The organism is Nocardioides nanhaiensis, from assembly GCF_039542785.1.
GTDB classification, from domain to species: Bacteria; Actinomycetota; Actinomycetes; order Propionibacteriales; family Nocardioidaceae; genus Nocardioides; species Nocardioides nanhaiensis.
In genome coordinates this window covers 554,149-576,987 of the sequence record NZ_BAABIM010000003.1, presented here as the reverse complement: position 1 = coordinate 576,987, position 22,839 = coordinate 554,149, and the positions used below count along the sequence as shown (strand labels likewise).

General features: G+C 73.0%; 26 protein-coding genes, 1 tRNA gene and 1 riboswitch. Of the genes, 13 read left to right on the top strand and 14 right to left on the bottom strand.

From position 1 onward, the window contains the following. Window positions 1–9: 9 nt before the first annotated feature. Genes ABD948_RS16870 through ABD948_RS16860 form a run of 3 tightly spaced genes read right to left on the bottom strand, consistent with a single transcriptional unit; the run spans window position 10 to window position 2,485 of the window. Complete coding sequence (locus ABD948_RS16870) at window positions 10–1,305, bottom strand: NupC/NupG family nucleoside CNT transporter (RefSeq protein WP_345267947.1); 1,296 nt, start codon at window positions 1,303–1,305, stop codon at window positions 10–12. Between the two features lie 47 nt (window positions 1,306–1,352). After that, a complete protein-coding gene (locus ABD948_RS16865; protein ID WP_345268046.1) occupies window positions 1,353–1,607 on the bottom strand; it encodes a GNAT family N-acetyltransferase in 255 nt (84 codons plus the stop codon). Beyond that, window positions 1,559–2,485 carry a GNAT family N-acetyltransferase gene (locus ABD948_RS16860; RefSeq protein WP_345267945.1) on the bottom strand — a complete coding sequence of 309 codons (927 nt, stop codon included), beginning with the start codon at window positions 2,483–2,485 and terminating at the stop codon, window positions 1,559–1,561. The genes ABD948_RS16865 and ABD948_RS16860 overlap by 49 nt, the downstream gene beginning before the upstream one ends. Before the next feature lie 141 nt (window positions 2,486–2,626). Here ABD948_RS16860 and ABD948_RS16855 point away from each other — a divergent pair, with 141 nt between their 5' ends. Next, window positions 2,627–3,322 (top strand): TVP38/TMEM64 family protein, encoded by a 696-nt coding sequence (locus ABD948_RS16855; protein ID WP_345267943.1) that lies wholly within the window; start codon window positions 2,627–2,629, stop codon window positions 3,320–3,322. Between the two features lie 70 nt (window positions 3,323–3,392). Here the strand turns inward: ABD948_RS16855 and ABD948_RS16850 are convergent, their stop codons facing one another. Both ABD948_RS16850 and ABD948_RS16845 read right to left on the bottom strand, forming a co-directional pair. After that, the gene (locus tag ABD948_RS16850) at window positions 3,393–4,376 is read right to left on the bottom strand and encodes a phytanoyl-CoA dioxygenase family protein (protein ID WP_345267941.1); all 984 of its coding nucleotides are present in this window, start codon (window positions 4,374–4,376) and stop codon (window positions 3,393–3,395) included. Then, window positions 4,367–5,179: a class I SAM-dependent methyltransferase gene (locus tag ABD948_RS16845; RefSeq protein ID WP_345267939.1), complete on the bottom strand. Its 813-nt coding sequence runs from the start codon at window positions 5,177–5,179 to the stop codon at window positions 4,367–4,369. The genes ABD948_RS16850 and ABD948_RS16845 overlap by 10 nt, the downstream gene beginning before the upstream one ends. Before the next feature lie 155 nt (window positions 5,180–5,334). Here ABD948_RS16845 and ABD948_RS16840 point away from each other — a divergent pair, with 155 nt between their 5' ends. Beyond that, window positions 5,335–6,153 carry a class I SAM-dependent methyltransferase gene (locus ABD948_RS16840; RefSeq protein WP_345267936.1) on the top strand — a complete coding sequence of 273 codons (819 nt, stop codon included), beginning with the start codon at window positions 5,335–5,337 and terminating at the stop codon, window positions 6,151–6,153. A 411-nt stretch (window positions 6,154–6,564) separates the two neighbouring features. Continuing rightward, window positions 6,565–7,326, top strand: a complete 762-nt coding sequence (gene heR / locus ABD948_RS16835) for a heliorhodopsin HeR (protein WP_345267934.1) — start codon at window positions 6,565–6,567, stop codon at window positions 7,324–7,326. A gap of 71 nt (window positions 7,327–7,397) precedes the next feature. Here the strand turns inward: heR and ABD948_RS16830 are convergent, their stop codons facing one another. From ABD948_RS16830 to ABD948_RS16820, 3 genes are all read right to left on the bottom strand, one after another. Then, window positions 7,398–7,583, bottom strand: coding sequence for a hypothetical protein (locus ABD948_RS16830; protein WP_345267932.1), 186 nt, complete (start codon window positions 7,581–7,583; stop codon window positions 7,398–7,400). A 42-nt stretch (window positions 7,584–7,625) separates the two neighbouring features. Beyond that, window positions 7,626–9,167 carry a sensor histidine kinase gene (locus ABD948_RS16825; RefSeq protein WP_345267930.1) on the bottom strand — a complete coding sequence of 514 codons (1,542 nt, stop codon included), beginning with the start codon at window positions 9,165–9,167 and terminating at the stop codon, window positions 7,626–7,628. 381 nt (window positions 9,168–9,548) lie between these two features. Next, a tRNA-Pro gene (locus ABD948_RS16820) sits at window positions 9,549–9,622 on the bottom strand. Window positions 9,623–9,719: 97 nt separating this feature from the next. On the opposite strand from ABD948_RS16820, the gene ABD948_RS16815 reads away from it, so the two are divergent. Then, on the top strand, window positions 9,720–10,151 hold the full coding sequence (locus ABD948_RS16815) for a hypothetical protein (RefSeq protein ID WP_345267928.1): 432 nt from the start codon (window positions 9,720–9,722) through the stop codon (window positions 10,149–10,151). Between the two features lie 25 nt (window positions 10,152–10,176). On the opposite strand, the gene ABD948_RS16810 is transcribed toward ABD948_RS16815, so the two are convergent. The 6 genes from ABD948_RS16810 to ABD948_RS16785 form a co-directional block, all read right to left on the bottom strand. Next, entirely contained in the window at window positions 10,177–10,464 is a 288-nt protein-coding gene (locus tag ABD948_RS16810) for a DUF1330 domain-containing protein (RefSeq protein ID WP_345267926.1), read from the bottom strand. A 52-nt stretch (window positions 10,465–10,516) separates the two neighbouring features. Further along, window positions 10,517–10,693, bottom strand: a complete 177-nt coding sequence (locus ABD948_RS16805) for a DUF1059 domain-containing protein (RefSeq protein ID WP_345267924.1) — start codon at window positions 10,691–10,693, stop codon at window positions 10,517–10,519. After that, entirely contained in the window at window positions 10,690–11,514 is an 825-nt protein-coding gene (locus tag ABD948_RS16800; RefSeq protein ID WP_345267922.1) for a sensor histidine kinase, read from the bottom strand. The genes ABD948_RS16805 and ABD948_RS16800 overlap by 4 nt, the downstream gene beginning before the upstream one ends. A gap of 466 nt (window positions 11,515–11,980) precedes the next feature. Continuing rightward, window positions 11,981–13,039 carry an NAD(P)H-dependent amine dehydrogenase family protein gene (locus ABD948_RS16795; RefSeq protein ID WP_345267920.1) on the bottom strand — a complete coding sequence of 353 codons (1,059 nt, stop codon included), beginning with the start codon at window positions 13,037–13,039 and terminating at the stop codon, window positions 11,981–11,983. A 56-nt stretch (window positions 13,040–13,095) separates the two neighbouring features. Beyond that, a complete protein-coding gene (locus ABD948_RS16790) occupies window positions 13,096–14,376 on the bottom strand; it encodes a DUF1501 domain-containing protein (protein WP_345267918.1) in 1,281 nt (426 codons plus the stop codon). A gap of 4 nt (window positions 14,377–14,380) precedes the next feature. Then, window positions 14,381–16,168 carry a DUF1800 domain-containing protein gene (locus ABD948_RS16785; RefSeq protein ID WP_345267916.1) on the bottom strand — a complete coding sequence of 596 codons (1,788 nt, stop codon included), beginning with the start codon at window positions 16,166–16,168 and terminating at the stop codon, window positions 14,381–14,383. Window positions 16,169–16,461: 293 nt separating this feature from the next. On the opposite strand from ABD948_RS16785, the gene clsA reads away from it, so the two are divergent. The 9 genes from clsA to ABD948_RS16740 all read left to right on the top strand — a co-directional run bounded on the left by clsA (window position 16,462) and on the right by ABD948_RS16740 (window position 22,585). After that, window positions 16,462–17,085, top strand: coding sequence for a cardiolipin synthase ClsA (gene clsA, locus ABD948_RS16780; protein ID WP_345267914.1), 624 nt, complete (start codon window positions 16,462–16,464; stop codon window positions 17,083–17,085). Beyond that, a complete protein-coding gene (locus ABD948_RS16775; RefSeq protein WP_345267912.1) occupies window positions 17,078–18,064 on the top strand; it encodes a DUF881 domain-containing protein in 987 nt (328 codons plus the stop codon). Before clsA ends, ABD948_RS16775 begins: the two co-directional genes overlap by 8 nt. After that, window positions 18,061–18,393 (top strand): small basic family protein, encoded by a 333-nt coding sequence (locus tag ABD948_RS16770; protein WP_345267910.1) that lies wholly within the window; start codon window positions 18,061–18,063, stop codon window positions 18,391–18,393. Before ABD948_RS16775 ends, ABD948_RS16770 begins: the two co-directional genes overlap by 4 nt. Further along, window positions 18,386–19,186, top strand: a complete 801-nt coding sequence (locus ABD948_RS16765) for a DUF881 domain-containing protein (protein ID WP_345267908.1) — start codon at window positions 18,386–18,388, stop codon at window positions 19,184–19,186. The genes ABD948_RS16770 and ABD948_RS16765 overlap by 8 nt, the downstream gene beginning before the upstream one ends. A gap of 103 nt (window positions 19,187–19,289) precedes the next feature. Next, window positions 19,290–19,676, top strand: coding sequence for a glycine cleavage system protein GcvH (gcvH, locus tag ABD948_RS16760; RefSeq protein ID WP_345267906.1), 387 nt, complete (start codon window positions 19,290–19,292; stop codon window positions 19,674–19,676). A gap of 163 nt (window positions 19,677–19,839) precedes the next feature. Then, window positions 19,840–20,370 carry an FHA domain-containing protein gene (locus tag ABD948_RS16755; RefSeq protein ID WP_345267904.1) on the top strand — a complete coding sequence of 177 codons (531 nt, stop codon included), beginning with the start codon at window positions 19,840–19,842 and terminating at the stop codon, window positions 20,368–20,370. Window positions 20,371–20,372: 2 nt separating this feature from the next. Continuing rightward, window positions 20,373–21,143, top strand: coding sequence for a transcriptional regulator FtsR (gene ftsR / locus ABD948_RS16750; RefSeq protein ID WP_425576619.1), 771 nt, complete (start codon window positions 20,373–20,375; stop codon window positions 21,141–21,143). 63 nt (window positions 21,144–21,206) lie between these two features. Next, window positions 21,207–21,668, top strand: a complete 462-nt coding sequence (locus tag ABD948_RS16745) for a bifunctional nuclease family protein (protein ID WP_345267902.1) — start codon at window positions 21,207–21,209, stop codon at window positions 21,666–21,668. Window positions 21,669–21,970: 302 nt separating this feature from the next. Next, entirely contained in the window at window positions 21,971–22,585 is a 615-nt protein-coding gene (locus ABD948_RS16740; protein ID WP_425576618.1) for a MerR family transcriptional regulator, read from the top strand. A 71-nt stretch (window positions 22,586–22,656) separates the two neighbouring features. Continuing rightward, window positions 22,657–22,779, top strand: a riboswitch (glycine riboswitch). Window positions 22,780–22,839: the final 60 nt, after the last annotated feature.

Sequence of the window (22,839 nt, the reverse complement as noted above, 5' to 3'; positions counted from 1 at the left end):
GGCACCGCCTCAGCCGAGCAGGATCCCGGCGATCGCGGCGCTCATCAGGTTGGCGAGGGTGGCCGCCAGGACCGCGCGGAGGCCCAGCGAGGCGATCTCGGGCCTGCGTGCGGGAGCAAGGCCGCCGAGCCCGCCCAGCAGGATGCCCAGCGACCCGAGGTTGGCGAAGCCGGTGATCGCGAAGGTCGTGATGGCGGCCGTCTTCGGGCTCAGCTCGTCGATGACCGGGCCGAGGTCGCTGAAGGCCACGAACTCGTTGAGGACGATCTTCTGGCCGACGAAGCTGCCGGCCTGCACCGCCTCGCCCCAGGGCACGCCGATCGCCGCCATCAGCGGCGAGAAGAGCCAGCCCAGGATCTGCTCGATCGTCAGGTCCTCCGCGCCGAACCAGCCGGCGACGCCACCGAGCAGCAGGTTCAGCAGCGCGATCAACGAGATGAAGGCCAGAAGCATCGCACCGATCGTCGCCGCCAGGCGCAGGCCGTCCGCCGCGCCCGCGGCGGCGGCGTCGATCACGTTGCGGGCGCGCTGCTCGCCGTCCGACTCGCCCTCCGTGTCACGGCCACCGGCGTCGGCGTCGTTCCTGGTGCCCCGACCGGCCTCGGCCCGCACCCGCTCACGCTCGGCGGCCACCGCCTCCTCGTCGTCCTCGGGGACCATGATCTTGGCCATGAGCAGCGCGCCCGGCGCCGCCATGAAGCTCGCGGCGATCAGGTAGTCCAGGCGCGCCCCGAGCAGCGAGTAGCCCACCAGCACCGAGCCTGCGACCGTGGACAGCCCGCCGACCATGACGGCGAACAGTCCCGACCGGGAGAGCCGCGAGATGTAGGGGCGGATGACCAGCGGAGCCTCGGTCTGGCCGACGAAGATGTTGGCGGCGGCGTTGACCGACTCGGCGTGCTCGGTGCCGAGCAGGCGTCCCAGCCCACCGCCCAGGACGGCGACGACGCGCTGCAGCACGCCCAGGTGGTAGAGCACCGCGGTCAGCGACGCGAAGAAGATGATGACGGGCAGCACCTGCAGCGCGAAGACCTGGCCCTCCTCGGGGATGAGCGGTCCGAAGAGGAAGGCGATGCCCTCGCGCGAGGAGTCGATGACCGCCTGGACGCCCGAGGAGGCCGCCTCGAGCCCGCGCTGGCCCACCGACCAGAAGAGGACCACCACCCCGAAGCCCACCTGCAGGGCCAGCGCCGCGAGCACGGTGCGCGGCCGGATGGCCCGGCGGTTGGTCGAGCACAGCACCGCGATGCCGAGCAGCACCAGCATGCCTCCGGCACCCCACAGCACGTCCACCAGCGTGTCCATGGGCGTCACCCTCTCATCGTCCGGCGCGTGGGTGCCCGGCCCTCGGGTCAGCGTGCCGCGCGCCGCTCGCGCGCCCAGGTGGCGGCTCGCTCGGCGGCGAGCACCGCGGCGCCCGCCCGGGGGGTGGCGCTGCGCACCTCGGTGGTGGCGTAGGAGTCGGTCGACCAGTGCCGCTTGTAGTCGCCCTCGCCGAGCAGCAGGTCGAGGTGGCCGATACCGCGCCGCCCCGCCCACAGGAAGCTCTCGCGCAGCATCAGGTTGCCGGGCCCGAACTCGCGGGCGGCCGGGTGGTACCGACCGATCCAGAACGAGAACGTGCCGGGCCCGAGCAGCGCCGCGTTGAGAGGGTGAAGGGCCGGTCGTCGAGGTAGCCCAGCAGCACCACGCTGCGCCCCTGCTCGAGCGTCTCGCGCAGGTAGTCGAGCACGAAGCCGCCCCAGGGCGGGCGCAGCAGGTGCTGGCGCGGGTGCCCGGCCTCGGCGGCGTCGAAGACGGCGAGCAGGTCGGGCAGCAGGGCATCGAGGTGCTCGGCGGTCTCGGCCACCTCCATCCGCATCTGCAGCCCCGCACGCTCGATGCGTCGCTGTCGTGCGGCCAGGCTGGTGCGCATGCTCTTGTGCTCGCGCAGTGCCAGGTGGGCCAGCGGGTCGGCGGGGTCGATGTCCGCGACGGGGCAGCGGTCCCGCGGGGCGGCCGTGGTCGTGCGTCGGGGGAGCTGCTGCAGCGCAGGCAGGCCGGGCAGGGACTCACGGCACTCGACCAGGTCGAGCACCCGTCTCGGGGTGGCCAGGTGCTGCAGGAGCACCCCGGCGGCTCGCTCGTGGCCCGGACGCACCACGGGCTCGGCGATCGTGCCAAGCCCGTGCCCCAGCCAGCGCGCCACGGTGAGGGGCCCGACGCGTCGTTCGTGCAGCGGCGCCAGGGCCACCAGGCGCCCATGGAAGCGGACCGTGGCGACCAGCAGGCGGCCGTGGCCCAGGTGGCGCCACCAGGCGAGCCCGTAGTCCGGGCGTGCGAACGGTCCCGCGCCGCTCGCGTCGGCCAGCTCGTCCCACTCCTCGCGCAGCCCCTCGGCGGCCGCGGCGTCGTCGACCACGCGCACGGTCAGCGGACCGGGTCTGTCCGGGGACGGCGCGTCTCCTGGCCTCGCGACGTCTCCCCACGACGGCGTCGTGTTCACGCGGTCCCCTCCCTGCGCCGACCTCCCCACGTGGCCGGCGCCCGCCGGACGGTACGCACGGCGGCAGACGACGACAACCCGGCTCCGGCACCGTGCAACCGACGTTCACCCGCCGGTCGCGTGGGCGGGCACACTGGCGGGGTGAGCGAGCCCGCGGCCCTGACCGTCGGTCGCCATCCCCGTCTCCGGCTGGCGATCCTGGTGGTGGCGTTGGCGGCCGCCGCGCTCGTGTTCGGGCTCGGCGACCTGGTCTCGGTGGCGCAGGTGCGCGAGGCCGTCGAGCGGGCCGGTCCGCTGGCACCCGTGGCCTTCGTGGTCCTGGGCGCCGTGCTGGCGGCCCTCCTGGTGCCGGGCCCGGTGCTCGCGGGGGCCAGCGGGCTGCTGTTCGGGCCGGTGCTCGGCACGGTCGTGACCCTCTGCTCGGCGCTCGGCACCGGTCTGATCGCGGTGACGGCAGGGCGCGCCGCCGGCCGCGACGGCGCCCGGTCGGTCCTCGGTGCCGAGCGCGCGACGACGGTGGAGTCACTGCTGTCACGCCGCGGGGTCCTGGTGGTCGCCGGGCAGCGGTTGATGCCCGGGGTGCCCGACGCCCCCATGAGCTACGCCTTCGGTGCGCTCGGCGTGCGCACCTGGCAGCTGGTGGTGGGCACTCTGATCGGGGCCGCACCCCGCGCCTTCGCCTACACCGCCATCGGTGCCTCGCTCGACGATCCCACGTCACCGCTGGCCATCGCCGGCGTGGCGGTCTGGCTGCTCGTGGCCGTCGTCGGCGTCGAGGTGGGACGGCGGGCCTGGATGCACCGTCGACGGGCCGCCCGGCGCGGTGACCTCACCTGACGGGGTGGAGGCGCCCCCTCGGCCGTGCCGGTGTCCCACGAGGTGCCGGGGGCCGCGCCGCGGGCACCGCTCAGCTGCGCCCGACCACCGGGTTGAGCTCGGAGACGGCCAGGCCGCCGGGCTCGACGCCCGGGAGGAACTCGCGCCACGTGCCGCTGATCAGCGTCGGCGAGTCGACGACGCGGGCGCCGTCGGCGAAGTAGGTGGTCGCCAGGGCCCGTCGTGGCTGCGTGGTGCGGTTGGGCCCGGCGGTGTGGAAGCACAACGACGAGTGGAACGACACGTCGCCCACCGCGAACGGAGCCGCCTCGACGGCGACGTCGCGCTCGACGAAGCGGCGGGCGACGGCCTCGTCGTACGAGGTGCCGACCTTGTCGAAGGCCAGGTCGGCGACCTCGTCGCGCACGTCGCGACCCCGGGCGAAGGACAGCGGCCCCATCCGGCCGGGGATGGCCGACATCGGCATCCAGGCGGTGACCGCCTGCGTCGTCTGCAGGGGGAAGTGCTCGGCGTCGTGGTGCCAGGGGGTGCGACCGCAGCCGGACTCCTTCGACAGCGCGTTGTCGTGGTAGAGCCGGACCGCCGGTTCCCCCAGCAGCGCCGCGGCGAGACCACCGATGCGAGGGGACAGGGCGACGGCACGCATCAGGTCGTCATGGAGCCACATCTGCTCCAGGGCGGTGAAGCGGCCGGCGACGTCGTCGCCGTGCTCGGCGCGCAGAAGCTCCTCGAGCCGCTCCGCGAGGCGCCTGACCACCGCAGCGGACAGCACCGCCGGCAGGCGGACGAAGGCGTCCTGCGCGAAGGACGCGATCGCGCCCGGGGGCAGGTCGTAGGGCTCCTCCAGCTCCGCGTGGAGCTGCTCGTCGCTCGCCGGCGCCACGTCGGGGAGTCCAGGGCCATCGGTGATCTCGACGTCCTGGTCGTCGTTGGCGGCGAGCGTGACGTACCAGTCCCACCAGTCCTGGTCGTCGCCCGCCCAGTCCTGCTCGAGGCCCCCGTCGCGGTTCGCGGCCGGGAGTCGCTCGTTGGTCGGACCAGGGTTCAGAACCACAGCAGCGCCGCCTCGTGGGAGAAGGTGTAGGTGCCCTCAGTATCTCGGCACGAGGCAAGGTAGTCGCCCAGGACCGGTGCCGCCTCCATCTCCTCGAGGGAGAGCGAGTCGTCGAACGCGCACCGCTGCAGGAACCCCTCGACGACGACCCGATCGGCGGTCCCGGTCCGGTAGGTCACCCGTTGCTCCCGCACGTCGGCCCCGGCACCGGCCAACGCGTCCCTGACCCCCTCCGCGGTCGTGTAGGGCGTCGCGTCCTGCACCCCGGCGCGGAACGCGTCGTAGAAGCGCAGGTAGTGCGAACCGGAGGTCGCCTGGGCGACGACGCCCAGCCCTCCGGGCACCAACGCGGCCACGAGCCGCCGGGCAGCGGTGTCGAGCTCGTCCGGCGGCAGGGCGTACAGCGCGTGCGTGGCCCACACGACGTCGTACCCGGCGTACTCCTCGGGCAGGTCCTGGAGCGTCGTGACCAGGTCGTGCCGGGCGACGAAGGGATCGACCAGCACGCTGCGCGCCTCCGCGACCGAGAACGCCGAGGGGTCCAGGAGGTCGTAGGCCACCGGGGGGAGCCGGCTCAGGTCCGCGTGCCGGGCCAGGGCAGTCGGGAACTTGCCGCTCCCGCACGCGACGTCGAGCAGCGACCAGCCGTCGTGGGCTCGCTGCCCGAGCAGTGTCGGCCAGTCGGCCGCGAGCACGAGCTGGCGGTAGTCCTCGGTGGCCAGCGCGTAGAACGCCTCCATGCCGGATCGGCCGGCCTCGGACCAGTGGTCGAGACTGCGTTGGGCGGTGTCGGGTGTGCTCACGCTGTTTCCTCTCGCTCCACCGCAGGCAGGAAGGCTTGCGGCGGAGACGTGGTTGGATCACCCCAGTGTCCAGCCTCGCTCGTTCCGCCCAGAACACGGCCCCCGCCGCGAACCACCGACCCGGGACGTCGCGAGCCGACCTCCTCGCAGCGCTCGTGGCGGAGCGCCGCGGCGCTCCCGCGCTGCCCGGCCTCGACAGCCAGACGTACGCCCGCGCCCACCTCGCGTTCGAGAGCCGCTCCGACCAGCGTCGGTTGATCGCCGAGCACCTCGCGGGACGGCTCGCCGCGCGAGCCGGTCAGTCGATCTCTGTCCTGTCGGTCGGCTGCGGCGACGGGACGCTCGACGTACCGCTGATCCAGGGGCTGCTCGGTGCCGACGGCGCTCGGAGCGTCAGGTACGTCGGGGTCGACCCGTACGAGACCGCGACGACCGAGCTCGCGAGGGCCATGGGCGCGCTGGACGATCCCGCTCTGCAGGTCGAGACCCACTCCACCACGTGGGAGTCCGCCCCGGTGAGCGGCACGTTCGACGTGATCACCTTCGTGCACTCCATGTACTACGTGCCCGACGTCGCGGCTGCGGTCGCCAAGGCGTGCTCGCTGCTGCGCCCCGGCGGCGAGCTCGTCGTGCTGAGCGGTCCGCGCGGGGCCATGAACACGCTGGTCGACATCTGTGCACCGCCGATCGACGGTCACCCCCAGTGGTTCAGCGACGACGTCGCAGCAGGGATCGCCGAGGCTGCTGCTCCGGCACACCTGGAGGTGGCGCCCGTGGAGCGCCTCGAGGCGCTCCTCGCCCTCGAGCCGGTGACGCACGACGTCCTCGACTTCGTCGTCCAGGCTCGGCTCACGCCGGAGGCCCGTGAGCTGGTGCTGGCCTGCCTGCGCTCCGCCGCGGTGCCGGACCCGGCCTCCGGGCGGTTCGAGGTGCCGCATCCCGTCGACGTCCACCGGGTCGTCCGGCTCCCCTGAGGCAGCGACAGCTCACCAGGAGGCAGAGGCGAAGGAGCCCCCGCTGAGCTGGGAGATGCAGATCGTGCGAGGGGCTCTCGTCCGGTCGGGCTGACAGGACGGGCTGACAGGACGTGGACCTGCGACCCCGTGACCCCCGGAGCAGACAGACCGTGATCCCTAGTCCGGGGTGCTGGCGTGTTCTGCCCCCTCGCCACGTCTCGGCCGGCCCTCTGCGCGTCGACATCCCGGTCGTAGTCGTGGTGCCTGTGGCGCTGCTGCCCGTCGCCTCACCGGCCTGATGATCGCCCGCTGGGAGGGCGGTGTCTTCCGCTCGGGTGCTCGTGGCGCACGAGACCCGGCGACCTCGACGCAGCGCTCGGGCCTTCACCAGGTGAGCGGTGCCACCATGGGTGGCATGAGGAACGTGAGATGACCGCGACCGGCGTCGACGAGGGCCGCCTGAGCGGCCTGCGCGTGTGGAACCTGGCCCTCGCGGTGCTGCACCTGGCGCAGGCGGTGGCGGTCTTCGTGCTGGCCACGGACTTCGCCATCGCGATCACCCGGTCGCTGCCCACCGGGCCGCCGGGCTCCACCCCGGCGTCGCCGGAGGCTTTCCTCGACCTGCCCATCGGCGCCGCGGTGGCGCTGTTCCTGGCGCTCGCAGCACTCGACCACCTGCTCACCGCCACCGTGCTGCGGCGCACCTACGAGACGGACCTGCGCGCCGGCATCAACCGGTTCCGGTGGCTGGAGTACTCGTTCAGCGCCACGATCATGGTGGTGCTGATCGCGCTCTACAGCGGCGTCGACGGAATCTCGGCGCTCATCGCCGTCGCGGGCGCCAACGTGTCGATGATCCTGTTCGGCTGGCTGCAGGAGTCCGCCAACCCGCCGGGCCGCTCGATCACGACGATGAAGCCGTTCTGGTTCGGCTGCATCGCTGGCGCGACGCCGTGGGTCGTCATCGGCTACAACCTGGTCGCCGCCGAGGAGGTGCCCGGCTTCGTGGTCGGGATCTTCGTGTCGCTGTTCATCTTCTTCAACAGCTTCGCGCTCAACCAATGGCTGCAGTACCGGCAGATCGGCCCGTGGCGCAGCTACGCCTTCGGCGAGAAGGCGTACCTGGTGCTGAGCCTGGTCGCCAAGTCGGCGCTGGCCTGGCAGATCTTCGCGGGGTCGCTGGCCACGTAGGCGCCGGCAGCGCCGGCCAGCGGCCGACTCCCAGCAGCCCAGGGCCGGCCCAGTGCTAGCCCAGTGCCGACTCAGCGCCGGCGACGCAGGGCCGGCATCACCAGCACGACTGCCAGCGCGAGCACGGGCGCGACGACGTACAGCAGCGGCCCACCGAGCGCGAGCACCAGGAGGAAGGCCGGGACGGCGAGCAGCGTGCAGAGCAGGTAGCTCACCCAGGGGGCGCTGCCCGGGCTCGGCGTCGACGTCCGCTGCACGGGTGGAGCCTACGCCGCCTGCGGCCTCGCGGCTCGGGAACGTCAGCGGGTGCGGGTGACCGGGAGGGTGACGGTGACCGCGGTGCCGACACCCACCGAGGAACGCAGGTCGATCTCGCCCTGGTGCCGCTCGACGATGGACTTGACCAGGCACAACCCGATGCCGAGCCCCTGGATCGCGGCCGTGCGAGCGCTGGGGGCCCGGTAGAAGCGCTGGAAGACCTGCCGTTGCTCGTCGAAGGTCATCCCGCTCCCGGAGTCCACGACGGACAGCACCAGGCGCTCCCGGTCGCCGTGCAGCGACACCGAGACCCGACCCCCCGCGCCGGTGTACTTCACGGCGTTGGAGACCAGGTTGTCCACCACCTGCTCGAAGAGCGTCGGATCCACCTCGGCCCTCACCTCGGGCTCGACGCTCTCCACCAGGGTGACGCTCGAGGCCGCGACCTGCGAGTCGTGCTTGCTCAAGGCCTCGCGCACCAGTGCCGTCACGTCGGTGCGGGCCGGGCGCAGCGGGATCTCCGTGGAGTCACCGACGGTCAGGAGCTCCTCGATGCGCGCCCTCAGGATCTCGGTGTTGCGGGTCACGGCGCCGAGCAGCCGGGCACCGTCCTCGGGCCGCAGGTCGCCCGGTGGGCCGGTGAGCAGGTCCATGGAGGCGGTGATGGCGGTCAGGGGGGTCCGCAGCTCGTGGGAGATGGTGGTGAGGAAGTCCTCGCGCACCTCGATCGCGTCGACGAGCTCCGTCGCGTCCCACATGGCCAGCACGCTGGCCCAGCGCTCGCCCCCGGGGCCCAGGAGCTGACGTGCGCTCGAGACGATCACGCGCTGGTCGCCCGGCAGACCGATCCAGTGCATCACGCCCGCGAACTCCTCACCGGCGAGCGCCCGTGCGGCCACCTGGTCCTGCGGGGCCACCGACGTCCGACCCGGGGAGGTGAACACATGGTCGCCCCCGGCGCCGAAGGCGGCGGGGGAGGCGCCCATCCGCGAGGTCATGGCCTGCGCGCTCGCGTTGAGCACCGGGGGAGTGCCGACCTGCTGCACCGCGACCCCGACCCCGATGGACTCCATCACCCCGTTCATCACCTCCAGGCGCTCGGTCGCGAGCGCGAAGGCGGCGTCGACCTCGTCGGCGCGCACCTGCAGCGTCTCGCCCACGCGGTGCAGGATGCCGCTCATCAGGTGCGCCACGACCCCGAGTCCCATCACGAAGAGCGTCGTGACGAGGACCGCGGGCGACCCGGGAGGGAGGTCGGAGCCGGAGCCGTCGAGGTACGCCCACACGCCGACGACGCCCGTGGTCGTCAGGCCCACGAGCAGGCCCGGGCGCCCGAACTCGAAGGCGAGCCAGACCACCGGCAGCGAGAACAGCAGCAGCACGCCCGCCGCGAACCCGGGGTCGGCGAGGACCATCAGCGTCGCGCCCAGCAGGTCCCCGACAGGGAGGGAGAGCTGCGCCCACCCGGGCAGACGCTCCCACGAGGTGAGCAGGGCCGCGACCGTCGTCAGCATCACGATCATGAAGCCGGTGACGAAGACGACGGTGTCGAGCCGGCTGGCGTCGTCGAGGATGCGCAGCACCAGGAGCAGGATCGCGAACGACCAGGTGGGCCCTTGCCAGACACCGTCGGTGAACCGGCTGCGGAAGCGCCCGCCGCCGAACGGCTCCTGCGCCGACCGGCGCGCGTGCCTGCGTCGTTGCTCGTCTCGACGGTCGCGTCCACGAAGACCCCAGCTCGGTGGTGATGAGAGTCCGGAACGCGGGGTCTGGGCGTTGCCGATCGCTGTCGACGTCGAGTGTGGCACACCGGTGTGCACCGGACGGAGCCGAGGAACGGCTCCCCGCGACACGTCGCACGCGTCGTCGAGGCGGGGCCCACCCCGGAGCCCGCTGGGGTGGGAACGAGGAAGAGGCCGCCCCCGCGACGAGCGGAAGCGGCCTCTGACCTGCGGTTCGTTCGGTCGGGCTGACAGGATTTGAACCTGCGACCCCTTGACCCCCAGTCAAGTGCGCTACCAAGCTGCGCCACAGCCCGAACGCCCCGGATCCACTGCTGTTCCCAGGGCGGCGTGAACACTACCGCAGCCCCACCCGGCCACTGAAACCGGCCACCCGTCGGAGAGGGTGGGGCCATGCAGTTCACCGAGCACGAGATGACCGCCGGCGTGCAGGCGGTGGCGCGGCGCGCCTACGAGGCGATGCCGAAGATGCTGCGCCGGCGCGCGGGTGGCCTGGAGTGGAACGGCCTCAAACGCCACCAGCGGTTCCGCTACATCTCGACCGCGGGGGACCTGGTGCTGCCGGGGCTGGCTGCGCTGCCCGAGCGCCCGGTGGTCGGCCGGAGACCGCAGTTCACGCGCGAGGAGCTCGCGGCCGCCGGGGAGGCGGCCTGCCGGGCCCGCGCGGAGGCGCGTGCCCCCGGTCGGTGGGAGCGCATCGCGGCACGACGCCGACGGCGGCTGGCCGAGGCGTGCGCCGACCAGCTGGCGGTCGCGGTGGCAGCGATGCCGGTGCGGCCTGACCCCGAGGACCCCGAGAGCTTCGTGGTGCCCGACCACCTCTGATCCGGCGCGCCCAGGTGGCGCTGCCTCAGGCGCCGGGCACGATCCGCAGGTCGCGGACGGCGCCGCCGTCGAGCGCGGCGAGCGCCTCCTGGTAGGCGGGGGAGTCGTGGGCGGCCTGCGCGGCCTCGATGCTGTCGAACTCCACCACCACGGTGCGGGTGCGCTGACCGGCCTCGTAGACCTCCTCGGGCATGCCGCGGGCTAGGAAGCGGCCGCCCGCCCCGGTGAGGGCCGGACCGGCCAGCTGGGCGTAGGCCGCCAGCTTCTGCTCGTCGGTGATCTCCACGTACAGGCTGACCCAGTAGGCGCTCATGGGGCCATCATGACCGACGAGCCCGAGCCGGCCGACCCGGGCACGGATCTGCTCAGGTGTGCTGGATGCGCGCCCCGACCGCCTCGGCGATCTCTGGCGTGATGGTGGTGATGCCGTGGTCGGCCGCGGCGTGGGCGACCACCTGGGTCATCAGCTGGTCGCGGTCGGCGTGCTCGAAGTGTGCGGTGCAGCCGGGCATCACGTCTCCGCAGGCGAGCCTGAAGGTCATGGGGTGTCTCCTCGGGGTGGGGTGGTGGAGCCGGAGTCGTGCTGCGGCAGCGGGACGCGCACCCACAGGGCGGTCTGCACGTCGTCCTGCTCGACGCCGATCGAGCCGCCGTGCGCGACGGCGAGCGCGCGCGCCAGGTACAGCCCGATGGTGATGCCGCTGGCGTCGTCGCCGAGGTCAAAGGGCTCGAACAGCGCCTGCAGCGCGGCGGGCGGGATGGGCTCGCCCTCGCGGACCACGCGCAGCTCGATCCAGGGTCCGTCGACGCCCACCTCGACGCGCCGGGCGCGCGGGGCGGGCAGCAGGGAGGCGGCCCACCACAGGTCGCGCAGGACCCGGGGGAACAGCTCCGGGTCGACCTCGACCGCGAGCCCCGAGACGGCGCCGTCGACCTCGGGCACGGCGTCGGGCAGGGACGAGATGAGGGTCGCGACGCCGATCCGCTCGCGCCGCGGGCGCAGGAGTCCCAGCGACGCGGCGGCCAGCAGCTCGACGTCGAAGGTGCGCTCGGCGAGTCGGCCCAGCGCCTCGTGCAGCCGCTGGACCGAGGCGCGGACGTCGTCGGCGGGCAGCTCGTCGTCGAGGAGCAGGCCCACCCACCCCTGCGCGACGGTGAGCGGCGAGCGCACCTCGTGGGCGAAGGCGGCGAGGAAGCGGTCGCGCTGACGGGCGATGTGCCCCTCGGGGCGGTTGGTGACCGCGGCCGTGCCGGCGTCGGTGAAGGCCCGGACCCAGCGGTGGAGCAGCGCGACGTCGACCGACCAGCGGACGGCGACCTCGGCCACGGGCTCCCCGGCCAGGACCTCGAGCACAGCGCTCACGCGCAGGTCGGGTGGCTCCGTGGCGCGACCGCCGGGAAGGCCACGGACCCGACCGCGCAGAGGCAGGGCGCGAGGCGGCGTGGTCCCGTCCGGCACCGCCACCACGACCCTCCTGCACCCCTTCGCAGCTGCTCCGGGTGGAACGCTGTGCGGTGAGCGTATGCCGACGCCCCGACCCGTGTCGGTGCTTCGGTGAAGAGCGCCCCGGCGGGGGCGCGGAGGACCCCGGTCGCCTCAGGTGCGCACGCGCGAGACGCGGAACACCAACCACACGCCGGCGTCGCTCAGGCGTTGCAGCGCTGAGTCGAAACCGCTGGTCAGACGAGTGCTCATGACAACCTCCCAGGGGCCGGAGGAGCGGGGGACGAGTGCGGGTATTCCCAGGCTTCCCCGTTACCCAGCGCGTACACCCTCAGCACCTCGCGGTCTGGACCGCAGCACCCGCTCGAGGCAGGACGGCCGGCGGTCAGGCGAGGTCCGGGTGCGCTCGCCCGTGCACCAGGGGCAGGTCCACGTAGGTGCGCACGCCCGGCGGGGCAGCGCACACGGCCGGCACCGAGTTGACGCAGTGCATCGCCGTCACGACGACGCCCGGGTTGCGCCGCAGTCCCTCGGCGATGCTCGGCGGCTGCCACCCGCGGATGGTCACGAAGGTGTCGGGATCGCCCCGCACCTCCACCTCGAACCGCTCTCCCTCGGGGCCGAACGTCCAGGCCGGCTCCAGGTGGTCCTCACCCATCAACCAGTTGACGGCGACGCGCACCACCACCTGCTCGCCCACCAGGCCCTCCCAGCAGAACCGCTGCCCGGCCACCTGTCCGGGCTCCACGACGCCGATGGGGGAGTCGATGGGTGCGGTGGCCACCGCCAGGTCGAGCGCGCGACGCACCGTGGCCGCGGGCGAGAACCCCAGCACCTCCAGGCACATCCGCACCGATCGCTCGAAGCCGGCCGAGAGCAGGTCGAGCATCGGCCCCGAGCGTGCCTCCTGCGGCGTCGCGCCGAAGCACATGACGTGGCGGACGACGTCAGGGGCGTCGTAGGTGCGGATGTCGCTGAACTCCTCGCCGCGAACGAACGTGACCGCGGAGGTGAGCGCCGAGAAGACCAGCGGGTGCAGGTCCGGCACACCGCCGGGGTTGACGCCGGTGCCGTGCAGGCTGGCACCACCGGCCAGGCACGCCTCCTCCAGCCGTGCCCGCTGGCGCTCCCCGGGGTAGATCCAGGCCACCGGCGTCACCACGTTGATGCCGGCGCGCAGCAAGGTGAGCACCTCGCCGGTGTCGGCGACGAGCGGCGCGTAGATCACGCAGTCGGGCTCGAGGGCCAGGATCTCCGCGACCGACGTGGTGGCACGTACCCCCACGGGCTCGGGCGTGCCGACGATCTCGCCGACGTCGAGCCCGTGCTTGGCCTCCGACCGCACCCAGCAGCCCACCAGCTCGAGCTCGGGATGGGCGAGCACACCCTCGACGGCGGCGCGCCCGACGCCGCCGGTGGCCCACTGGACGACGCGCAGGGTCATCTGCGGAGCATAGGGCGGCGCCTGCCTGCGTGGGTGCGGCTCGGCGAACCGCTGGGTCAGACCGCCGACATGACCCCGACCGAGGTGGGGGAGAAGGCGGGGAAGACCTGGGCCGTGGAGGCGCCGAAGCGGGTGCTGACCACCTCGGAGAGCACGCTGCGGTAGTCGGTCGTGACCAGCAGGTCGGCGTCGGTCTCGTTGGCCAACCCGGGCCAGCGGCCGTAGTAGGTGCCTCCCTTGACGCCGGCACCGGCGACGAGCATGACGTTGCCGTAGCCGTGGTCGAGCCCGAAGTTGGCGTTCTCCTTCACCCGGCGGCCGAACTCGCTGATGGTCACCACGGTCACCTTCGACGCCTGCGAGCCGAGGTCACCGAAGAAGGCGGCCAGCGAGCCGGCGAGGTCCTCCACGTTGCGGTTCATCCGGCCCCACTCGGCGGTGCCGAGGTCGGAGTGGTGGTCCCAGTCGCCCTGGTCGACGGTCAACACCTCCACCCCGACGTCGCCGCGGATGATCCGCGCGACCTCGGAGAGCGCGCGACCCAGGTCGGTGCGCGGGTAGGCGGCGACGCCGTCGTTGGTCCGCGTCACGGGGGCGAACTCCTTGACGGCGGTGAACGCCGAGCGCATGGCCTTGCCCAGCGGGCCGTCGTGGTCGTCCCACAGCGTGTGCAGCGAGGAGACCCGCCCGCCGTTCTTGTCGTACTGGTCGTCGCCGGGGATCTTCATGCTCTCGACGTCCGCGGCCGACATCACGTCGGCGTTGCCGTACATCGAGGCGGGCAGCACCCCGCCACCGATGCTGAAGGCCTGCAGCGGCGACTCGCCCGGCAGCTGGCCGACGAGTCGGTTGAGCCACCCCTGGCGGGTGGAGGAGCCGGGGTCGGCGTCCTCGAGCTCCTCCATCGCCGAGAAGTGGCTGCGGTTGGCCACCGGCAGCCCGGTGGCCTGCACGGCCGCGATGCGGCCCGCGTTCCACATCGGCAGCAGGGGCGCCATCTTGGGGTGCAGCCCGAACATCCCGTCCTTGGCCAGCAGGCGGTCCGAGGGGATCGCGATGCGCGGTCGCGCCGCGTAGTACACCGGGTCGCCGTGCGGCACGACCATCGAGAGACCGTCGGCGGCGCCGCGCAGCGAGAGCACGACCAGCACCGAGTCGGCCGAGGCGGCCCGCGCCGGGGCGGCGGTCACCACCGCCGAGCCGACGACGGCGGTGGCGCCGGCCAGGGCGACGCCGCGGAACAGTCCGCGGCGCGACATGCCGGCGTACTCGGTGCAGCAGGCCGCGGTCGCGGCGCTGACGCCTGCCGAGGTGGGGGAGGTGGGCGTGAGGGTCATCGGGTCACCTGCTCAGGTGGGTGGGGGAGTCGAGGACGGTGGTGAGGACACGCTGGAAGTTCCACTTGACGACGCCGTGCTCGGCGTTGATCACGGTGTCGCGCTTGACGTCGACCGCCTCGCAGCAGGCCTTCAGCAGCGCGTCGGAGGCCGGCTGGTGCAGCATCTGGCGGGAGAGGTGGTCGACCAGGCGGGCGAAGGTGAGGGGCTTGCGGACGCGCTGGGGGCGGGTGGTCGCCGACGACCGGCCCCGACCGTTCTTGCCGCGCTTGCCCTTGCCGTTCTTGCCCCTCCTGCCCTTCTTGCTGTCAGCCTTCGCGGGCACCTGCACGGTCTTGTACTCGGCCGGCGGGAACCAGTCGGTGGGCTGGCGGTAGGTGATGCCGTCCTTGGGCCACCAGCGACCCGACATGGCGTAGTGCAGGTCGAAGGAGGCCATCAGCCGCGAGGGGGAGGACCACGAGGCGTTGTCGATGGGCTGGCCGTCGGGCTGGGGCCAGTGGAAAGGGCGCGCCCCCACCGAGCTGGCCTGCCACAGCGCCACGTTGGCGGCGTGGTTGCGACCGGCGTTGCCCGCCGGCGGCTTGCTCAGCGTGACGCCGAGCGCGCGGTAGGTGGCCACCACGTCCTCGCCGGGGTCGCGCACCTTCGCGCCCGCCGCGCCCTTGAACTCAGGCGTCGCCACGAGCGCGCGCAGCACGGCGCTGATGTCGGTGCCCGAGGAGAGGTAGGTCTGCGCGAGCTTCTCGACCAGCGAGTCCGGCACGTCGTCGCGGACGAACTTGACCGCCAGCTTGCGGGCGATCCGGCGCGCGGTCTGCGGGTGCCGGGCGAGGTAGGAGAGGTAGCGACGGGTGACCTCGCGACCGTCCGGGTCGGCGTTGGCGTCGCTGAACCCCATGACGGTCACGGGCCCGGTCCAGTGCCGCTCGGGCTTGTAGGCCGCTGCCCAGGTCTTCCAGAGGTCGACCGACCAGCCGGTGAGGATGCGCGCGGATCCCTTGACGTCGTCCTCGCCGTAGTGGCCGCGGCCCACGGTGTGCAGCTCGAGCAGCTCCCGGCCGAGGTTCTCGTTCGGTGCGCTCTTCGTGGAGACCGCGTTGTTGAGGTAGATGCCCATCGCGGGGTGGGTGATCGTGGCGAAGAGCAGGTCCTCGAAACGGCCGAGCGCGTGCTCGCGCACCACGCGGTCGTACGCGGTGCGGTAGGTGAAGGCGGCGTCGCCGTTGGCCGGCACGTTGAGGTGGTGCAGCCAGAACTCGGTCATGATCTCGTGCACCTGGCGGTTGCTGCGCATCCGGCGAGCGAGGCACCAGCGCTGGTAGTTCTCCATCACTTGCCAGCCGCCCTCGACCTCCTGCACCTGGCGCTGCCACAGGTCTGCGGCGGAGCGGTCCAGGCTCGGCCACCAGCCGTCCAGCTCGGCACCGGCGCCGTCGGGCACGCGGGTGTGGTCCAGCTGGCGGTCGAACCAGGCGCGGGCGCCGCCAGCCGTGCGCACCGACTCGGCCAGCGCCGGGGTGATGCCGTAGGAGAACCGGCTCACCAGGTGGCGGTCGGGCGCCGAGAGCAGGCGTGTGGTCTCCGCGGGCGCCGCAGCGGCGGCCGCGTCGGGCACGGCCATCCGCGAGGTCAGGCCGACGGCGACGCCGGTGGCGGCCATGCCCTGCAGCAGCAGGCGGCGGCCGGGGAGCGGGAGCGTCGGCTGCTGCTGGCCAGTGGTGGTGCGGGTGGTGGCGTGGGTGTTGGTGCGGATGGTGGTGCGTGGGGTCGACAGGGTCGCGTGGTCCATGGGGGGAGCTCCTCGGGGTGGGGGGCTCGACGCGGGATGGGGGGTGGGGTGCGTCGACCCGATGAGTGAGAGGCAGCGTAGGGAGCGCCGACCCCGCTCGTCAGCGGCTGCGCGACCGGATGACCCGGAATGACTAGAGGGTGTGCCCGACCGACCGGCCGCCACGACTCCAGGAGCACCCGTGGAGGGGTCTGGAGGGTCTGCCGGACCAGACCGGTCGCCGCCCGTGAGTCGTCGTCCGCGTGCTGTGCAGGGTGGCTTCCGTCGACCGCCGGGGCGCGTTCACTAGGGTCGTGCTCGTGGTGGACGAGGCGGCGCAGGACGGCACGGCGCGCGACGCCGGTCTCTGGACGGTGCCCAACGCGCTGAGCGCGCTCCGGTTGGCCCTGGTGCCGGTGTTCCTGTGGCTGGTGCTGGGCCCGGAGGAGGACGGCTGGGCGCTCGCGGTGCTCATGTTCTCCGGCATCACCGACTGGCTCGACGGCTGGTTGGCGCGGCGGCTGGACCAGTACTCCGTCGTGGGCCAGATCCTCGACCCCGTCGCGGACCGGCTCTACATCCTGGCCGTCGTGCTCGGTCTGGCGCTGCGCGAGGTCATCCCCTGGTGGCTGGCGATCTCGCTGCCGCTGCGCGACCTGCTCATGTGGGGCCTGGTGCCCATCCTGCGCACCCGCGGGTACAGCTCGCTGCCCGTGCACTTCCTGGGCAAGGCGGCCACCTTCAACCTCCTCTACGCCTTCCCGCTGCTCCTGCTGGGCGACGGCGAGGGCGTGGTGGCCAGCCTGGCGCAGGTCTTCGGCTGGGCCTTCGCCTTCTGGGGCGTCGGCCTGTACTGGTGGGCCGGGGTGCTCTACGCCTGGCAGGTGCGCACCCTGGTGGTGACGACGCCGCGCCGCGCGGTGGCGCCCGATGGCTGACCGGCCGCGGCCGGCGGCACAGGCGCCGGCCGGCGACACCGACTCCGAGCGCCCGGGCCCGCCCCCGCTGCCCGAGCGCGTCACCCTGCCCCTGCTGACCCTGATCACCCAGCAGTCGCTCGACGAGGACTACCGCTGGGCGGCCGAGCGCCGGCGGGCCGCCCGGGCGCAGTCGGGCACTGACACCGACACCGACACCAGCGCATCCGTGGCGCGACCCGCTGGAGGGCGTGCCGGCGGGCTGGCGGCCGCCGCCGTGGTCGCGGTCTTCGGCGTCATGGTCACCGTGGCGTTCGTGCAGACCTCGCGTCAGGAGGACGTCTCGGACGCCAGTCGCACCACGCTCATCTCGCGCATCGACGGGCAGCGCGAGCGCGTCGACGCCGTGCAGGCAGACCTCGTCGCGCTGCGCACGGCCAACGCCGGGCTGCAGGACCAGGCGACGACGCTCGACGACGACGAGCAGGCCGTCGAGGCCCGCCTGCGCCGCCTGCAGGTGCGCACCGGCTTCGTGCCGGTGCGGGGCGAGGGCGTGCGGGTCGTCGTCGAGGAGAACCCCGCGGCGGTCGAGCCGGAGGAGCGGGTCTCCGACCTCGACCTCACCCTGCTCGTCAACGCGCTGTGGAGCGCCGGCGCCGAGGCCGTCTCCGTGAACGGCCAGCGGGTGACCGCGCTCACCGCCATCCGCACCTCGGGCGACCCGATCAAGGTCAACAGCATCGGCATCGCAGCGCCGTACACGGTGCTGGCGATCGGTGACAGCGCGCAGCTGCAGGCCGACTTCTACGACACCGGCAGCGGTCTGGCCTTCGACGGGATCGCCCGGGCGCTGGGGTTCACCTACGAGCTGAGCGGAGATGATGAACTGTCCCTGCCCGCGGGTCCCGGTCGCTTCGAGCAGCTCCGGTTCGCTCGCGACCCCGAGGCCCCACCCATCGACACCCGTCCCGACGACCAGCGAGGAGGCCGTGCCCCGTGATCGCCGCCCTGGGCCTGCTCGTCGGCGTCGTGCTGGGCCTGCTGCTGCAGCCCGACGTGCCGGTCGGCCTCGAGCCGTACCTGCCGATCGCCGTGGTGGCCGCGCTCGACGCCGTCTTCGGGGCGCTGCGCGCCTACCTGGACGGGATCTTCGACGACAAGGTCTTCGTGATCTCGTTCGTGAGCAACGTCGTCATCGCCGCCGGCATCGTCTACGTGGGTGACCGGCTCGGCGTGGGCGGGCAGCTCTCGACCGGCGTCATCGTCGTGCTCGGCATCCGGATCTTCTCCAACGTCGCCGCGATCCGCCGGCACCTGTTCCATGCCTGAGCACGCGCCCGAGCAGGAGCCCGAGCAGGAGCCCGAGCCCGTCGCCGGGCCCACGGCGGGCCCGCCCGATCCCGCCAGCGGGCGTGCCCGCCTGCGCCACGCGCTCCTGGCCCCCACGCAGCGCCAGGTGGTCGTCGCACTGCTGCTGGCCCTGCTCGGCTTCGCCGTGGTCACCCAGGTGCGCGACAACCAGGTGGACGACTCCTACGCTGGGCTGCGCCAGCAGGACCTCATCGACGTGCTGAGCGGTCTGTCGGGCGCGCGTCAGCGCGCCGAGGCCGAGCGCACCCGGCTCGAGCGGCTGCGCGACGACCTCCAGTCCGACACCAGCCGGCGCCAGGCGGCGCTGCAGCAGGCCGAGACCGAGGCCGACGCCCTCGCGATCCTGGGTGGGCTGGTGCCGGTCACCGGCAGCGGCGTGCGCATCGTCATCAGCGAGGAGACCGGCCGGGTGCGGCTGGGGTCGCTCCTCGACGTCGTCCAGGAGCTGCGCACCGTGGGCGCCGAGGCGATCGCCGTCAACGGCGAGGTGCGGGTGGTCGCCCAGACGTCCTTCGAGGAGGTCGAGGGCGGGTTCCTCATCGACGGCGAGGTGCTGGAGCCGCCGTACGTGATCGACGTGATCGGCGAGCCCGCGCTGCTCTCGGAGGCGATCTCCTTCATCGACGGCCCCGCCCGCGCGATCCGTCGCGACGGGGGCGAGGTGACCGTCGAGGAGCTCAGCTCGCTCGACATCGAGGCCGTGCGCGAGCCGGTCACTCCCGAGTTCGCCGAGGAAGTCCCGGGGGAGTAGCCGCCGGGTCGGTCCAGGGCGGTCGGGCCAGGGCAGTAGGGTCGGCGCGAGCCCGCGCCCCCCGCGCGGAGCCGCCGACGGCCCACTGTCGACAGGAGCCCCCGTGTATCCCGCAGACCTGAAGTACACCGCCGAGCACGAGTGGCTCCGCACCCCCGGCGAGCACGAGGGCTCGGTCCGGGTCGGCATCACCGAGTACGCGCAGGACGCCCTCGGTGACATCGTCTACGTCTCCCTGCCCGAGGTCGGCACCACGGTCGCGGCCGGCGCGCCCTGCGGCGAGCTGGAGTCGACCAAGTCGGTCAGCGACGTCTACGCACCCGTCGAGGGCGAGGTGGTCGCGCGCAACGAGGCCCTCGACGCGACCCCCGAGCTGGTCAACAACGACCCCTACCAGGGCGGCTGGCTCTTCGAGATCGTGCCCACCGACCCGGCCGCCGTCGAGGCGCTGCTGGACGCCGAGGCCTACCAGGCCACGCTGGACGGCTGAGTCACCCCTGGTCTCGGTCACCCAGTCTCGGCGGGCCGGTCCGCACCGGCCCGGCGGCTGATAGGTTCGGCGCAACGCTCAACCTCAGCCCACGCCTGAGGGTTGGCGCCCGCACGCAGCCCGCGTACCACCCGCGAACCAGCAGCAACCGGAGGGGACCACGATGCCGTTCTGCACCGCCTGTGGCAGACAGAATCCCGACGACGCCCGGTTCTGCGCGCAGTGCGGCACCAAGCTGCTCGCGGTGTCCGCGGGCGAGGACACCGGCTCGGCCGAGGCGGTCGGCGAGACCACCGCGACGATCCAGATCGCGGCCGCCGCCGACAAGGTCGAGACCTCCGACCGGGCGCTGAACGCCGTCGACGCCGCCGCGGTCGACGCGCTGCCGCAGGGCAGTGCCCTGCTCGTCGTGCAGAAGGGTCCCGGCGCCGGCAGCCGATTCCTGCTCGACGTCGACGAGGTGCACGCCGGGCGCCACCCCGACAGCGAGATCTTCCTCGACGACGTGACCGTCTCGCGCCGCCACGCGGTGTTCCACCGCACCGGCGGCACCTTCGAGGTCAGCGACGTCGGCAGCCTCAACGGCACCTACGTCAACCGCGACCGCATCGAGAAGCACGCCCTCAGCGACGGCGACGAGGTGCAGATCGGCAAGTACCGCCTCGTGTTCTTCTCCGGGCACGAGAGCGCCTGAGCGTGACTCCGGCCCCGGAGCCCTCCTCGAGGCCGGGCCCCGAGCAGGTCGACGGCCTCGAGGGCGGGGCGCGCCTGACGATCGGCCAGGTGCTCGACGAGCTGCGCGGCGACTTCCCCTCCGTCACGATCCCCAAGATCCGGTTCCTGGAGGACAAGGGGCTGATCAAGCCCGAGCGCACCCCCGCCGGCTACCGCAAGTTCGCGCGTGCCGACGTCGACCGGCTGCGCTACGTGCTGCGCATGCAGCGCGACCACTACCTGCCGCTGAAGGTGATCGGCGAGCACCTGGACGCGATCGACCGCGGCCTCGAGCCGCCGCCCATCGACGGCGTGGTGCCCGTGGTGCCCACGGTGGCGCTCGCCGCCGACGGGTTGCCCAGCCCGGAGTCCTTCCGTCGCCGCGACCCGCTGCGACTCTCGCGCCGCGAGCTGCTCAAGGTGGCGGGGATCGAGGAGTCGCTGCTCGACCAGCTCGAGCAGTTCGGGCTGCTCAGCGCACGCCCCGGCACCGGGCACTACGACACCGACGCGCTGGTGATCGCGCGCACCGCACGTGAGCTCGCGGACTTCGGCTTCGAGCCCCGCCACCTGCGCGCCTTCCGCGCCGCCGCGGACCGTGAGGTGGGTCTGGTCGAGCAGGTCGTGGCGCCGCTGGCGCGCGGCCGTGACGCGGCTGCCGCCGCCCGAGCGGAGGAGGCCGTGAGCGAGATCGCCGCCCTCTCGGTGCGCCTGCACGCCACCTTGGTCAAGGCCGGTCTGCGCCGCGGCTGACCCGTGCCCAGGGTCTGCGAGAGGGCCCGGCTCGAGCCACCCACCCGGGAGTAGGGTGATCACGTGCGCGAAGTAGACGTGATGGGTGTCCGGGTCGAGATGCCGTCCAACCAGCCGATCGTGCTGCTGCGCGAGGTCTCGGGCGAGCGCTACCTGCCGATCTGGATCGGCGCCGTGGAGGCCACCGCGATCGCCTTCGCCCAGCAGGGTGTGGTGCCCCCGCGGCCGCTGACGCACGACCTGCTCAAGGACGTGCTCGAGGCCACCGGCAACGAGCTCACCGCCGTGCGGATCACCGACGTGCGCGACAACGTCTTCTTCGCGACGCTCGTGCTCTCCTCGGGCGCCGAGGTCAGCGCGCGTCCCTCGGACTCCATCGCCCTGGCGCTGCGCACCGGCACCACCATCTTCTGCTCCGAGGAGGTGCTCGACGAGGCCGGCCTCGCCGTGCCCGCCGAGCAGGAGGACGAGGTCGAGAAGTTCCGCGAGTTCCTCGACCACGTCACCCCCGAAGACTTCGAGTGAGCAGTGCCCTGCGAGGCACGAGCAGGGCGCGTCGCTCACTCGGGTTGAGCGAGCCCGCGGGTGAGCCTGCGAACCCGCGTCAGGCGAGTCGAAACCGCCCGGCTCAGGACCGAGCGCTCAGCACCGACGAGCAGCGGGCCCCGAGGTTCCCCACCCGACACGCCGGTCTCCTCTTTGACGGGGTGGGACCGGCGGCCTACCTTGAACTGTCTTCGTTGTAACTCCCAGCGTGTGATTGCCCTCCGGGCCGCGCTGCCTTCCTTGGAGCTACGCACAACGGAGGAGACCCCGCGGAGGACGCAGTGACCGACCAGACGCAGCCCGGTGCCGGAGCCGAGAAGGCCCCCGAGCCGGCGCACGCCCAGGCCGCGGAGGCAGCCGACGAGCAGGGACTGCTCTTCACCGACGACGTCTCCCCACTGCCGAGCGACCGCGGCTACCGCGGCCCGACCGCGTGCAACGCGGCCGGGATCACCTACCGCCAGCTCGACTACTGGGCCCGCACCGGCCTGATCGAGCCCGAGGTGCGCGGCGCCAAGGGGTCGGGCTCGCAGCGGCTCTACTCCTTCCGCGACATCCTGATCCTCAAGATCATCAAGCGCCTGCTCGACGCCGGCGTCTCGCTGCAGCAGATCCGCACCGCGGTCACCCACCTGCGCGAGCGCGGCACCGACGACCTGACCCGCGTGACGCTGATGAGCGACGGCGCCTCGGTGTACGAGTGCACCAGCAACGACGAGGTCATCGACCTGCTCCAGGGCGGCCAGGGCGTCTTCGGCATCGCCATCGGCGGCGTGTGGCGCGAGCTGGAGGGCACGCTGGTCGAGCTGCCCAGCGAGCGCGCCGACGAGCCTGCGGCCACCACCCCATCCGCCAGTGACGAGCTGGCGGCACGTCGCGCACGCCGCACCGGCTGACGACACCGGTCCGCGACATCCGGCAGAAACCGGCCTGACACCGCTCGGCTGGTAGATTCGGCCCCGCTGACTCATCCCGCACGGGAGAGTCTCCGCGGGGCCGTCTCGCTGTCCAGGCAGTGGAGGTCCGCGCGGAGCGCCGAAGGGGCAAATCCTCCCCGGAACCTCTCAGGCGCCCGGACCGTGCGGGCCAGGCAACTGTGGAGCCCGCGCCGCGCGAGTGGCGGGTGGTGACAGAGGGGGAGGGCACCTGA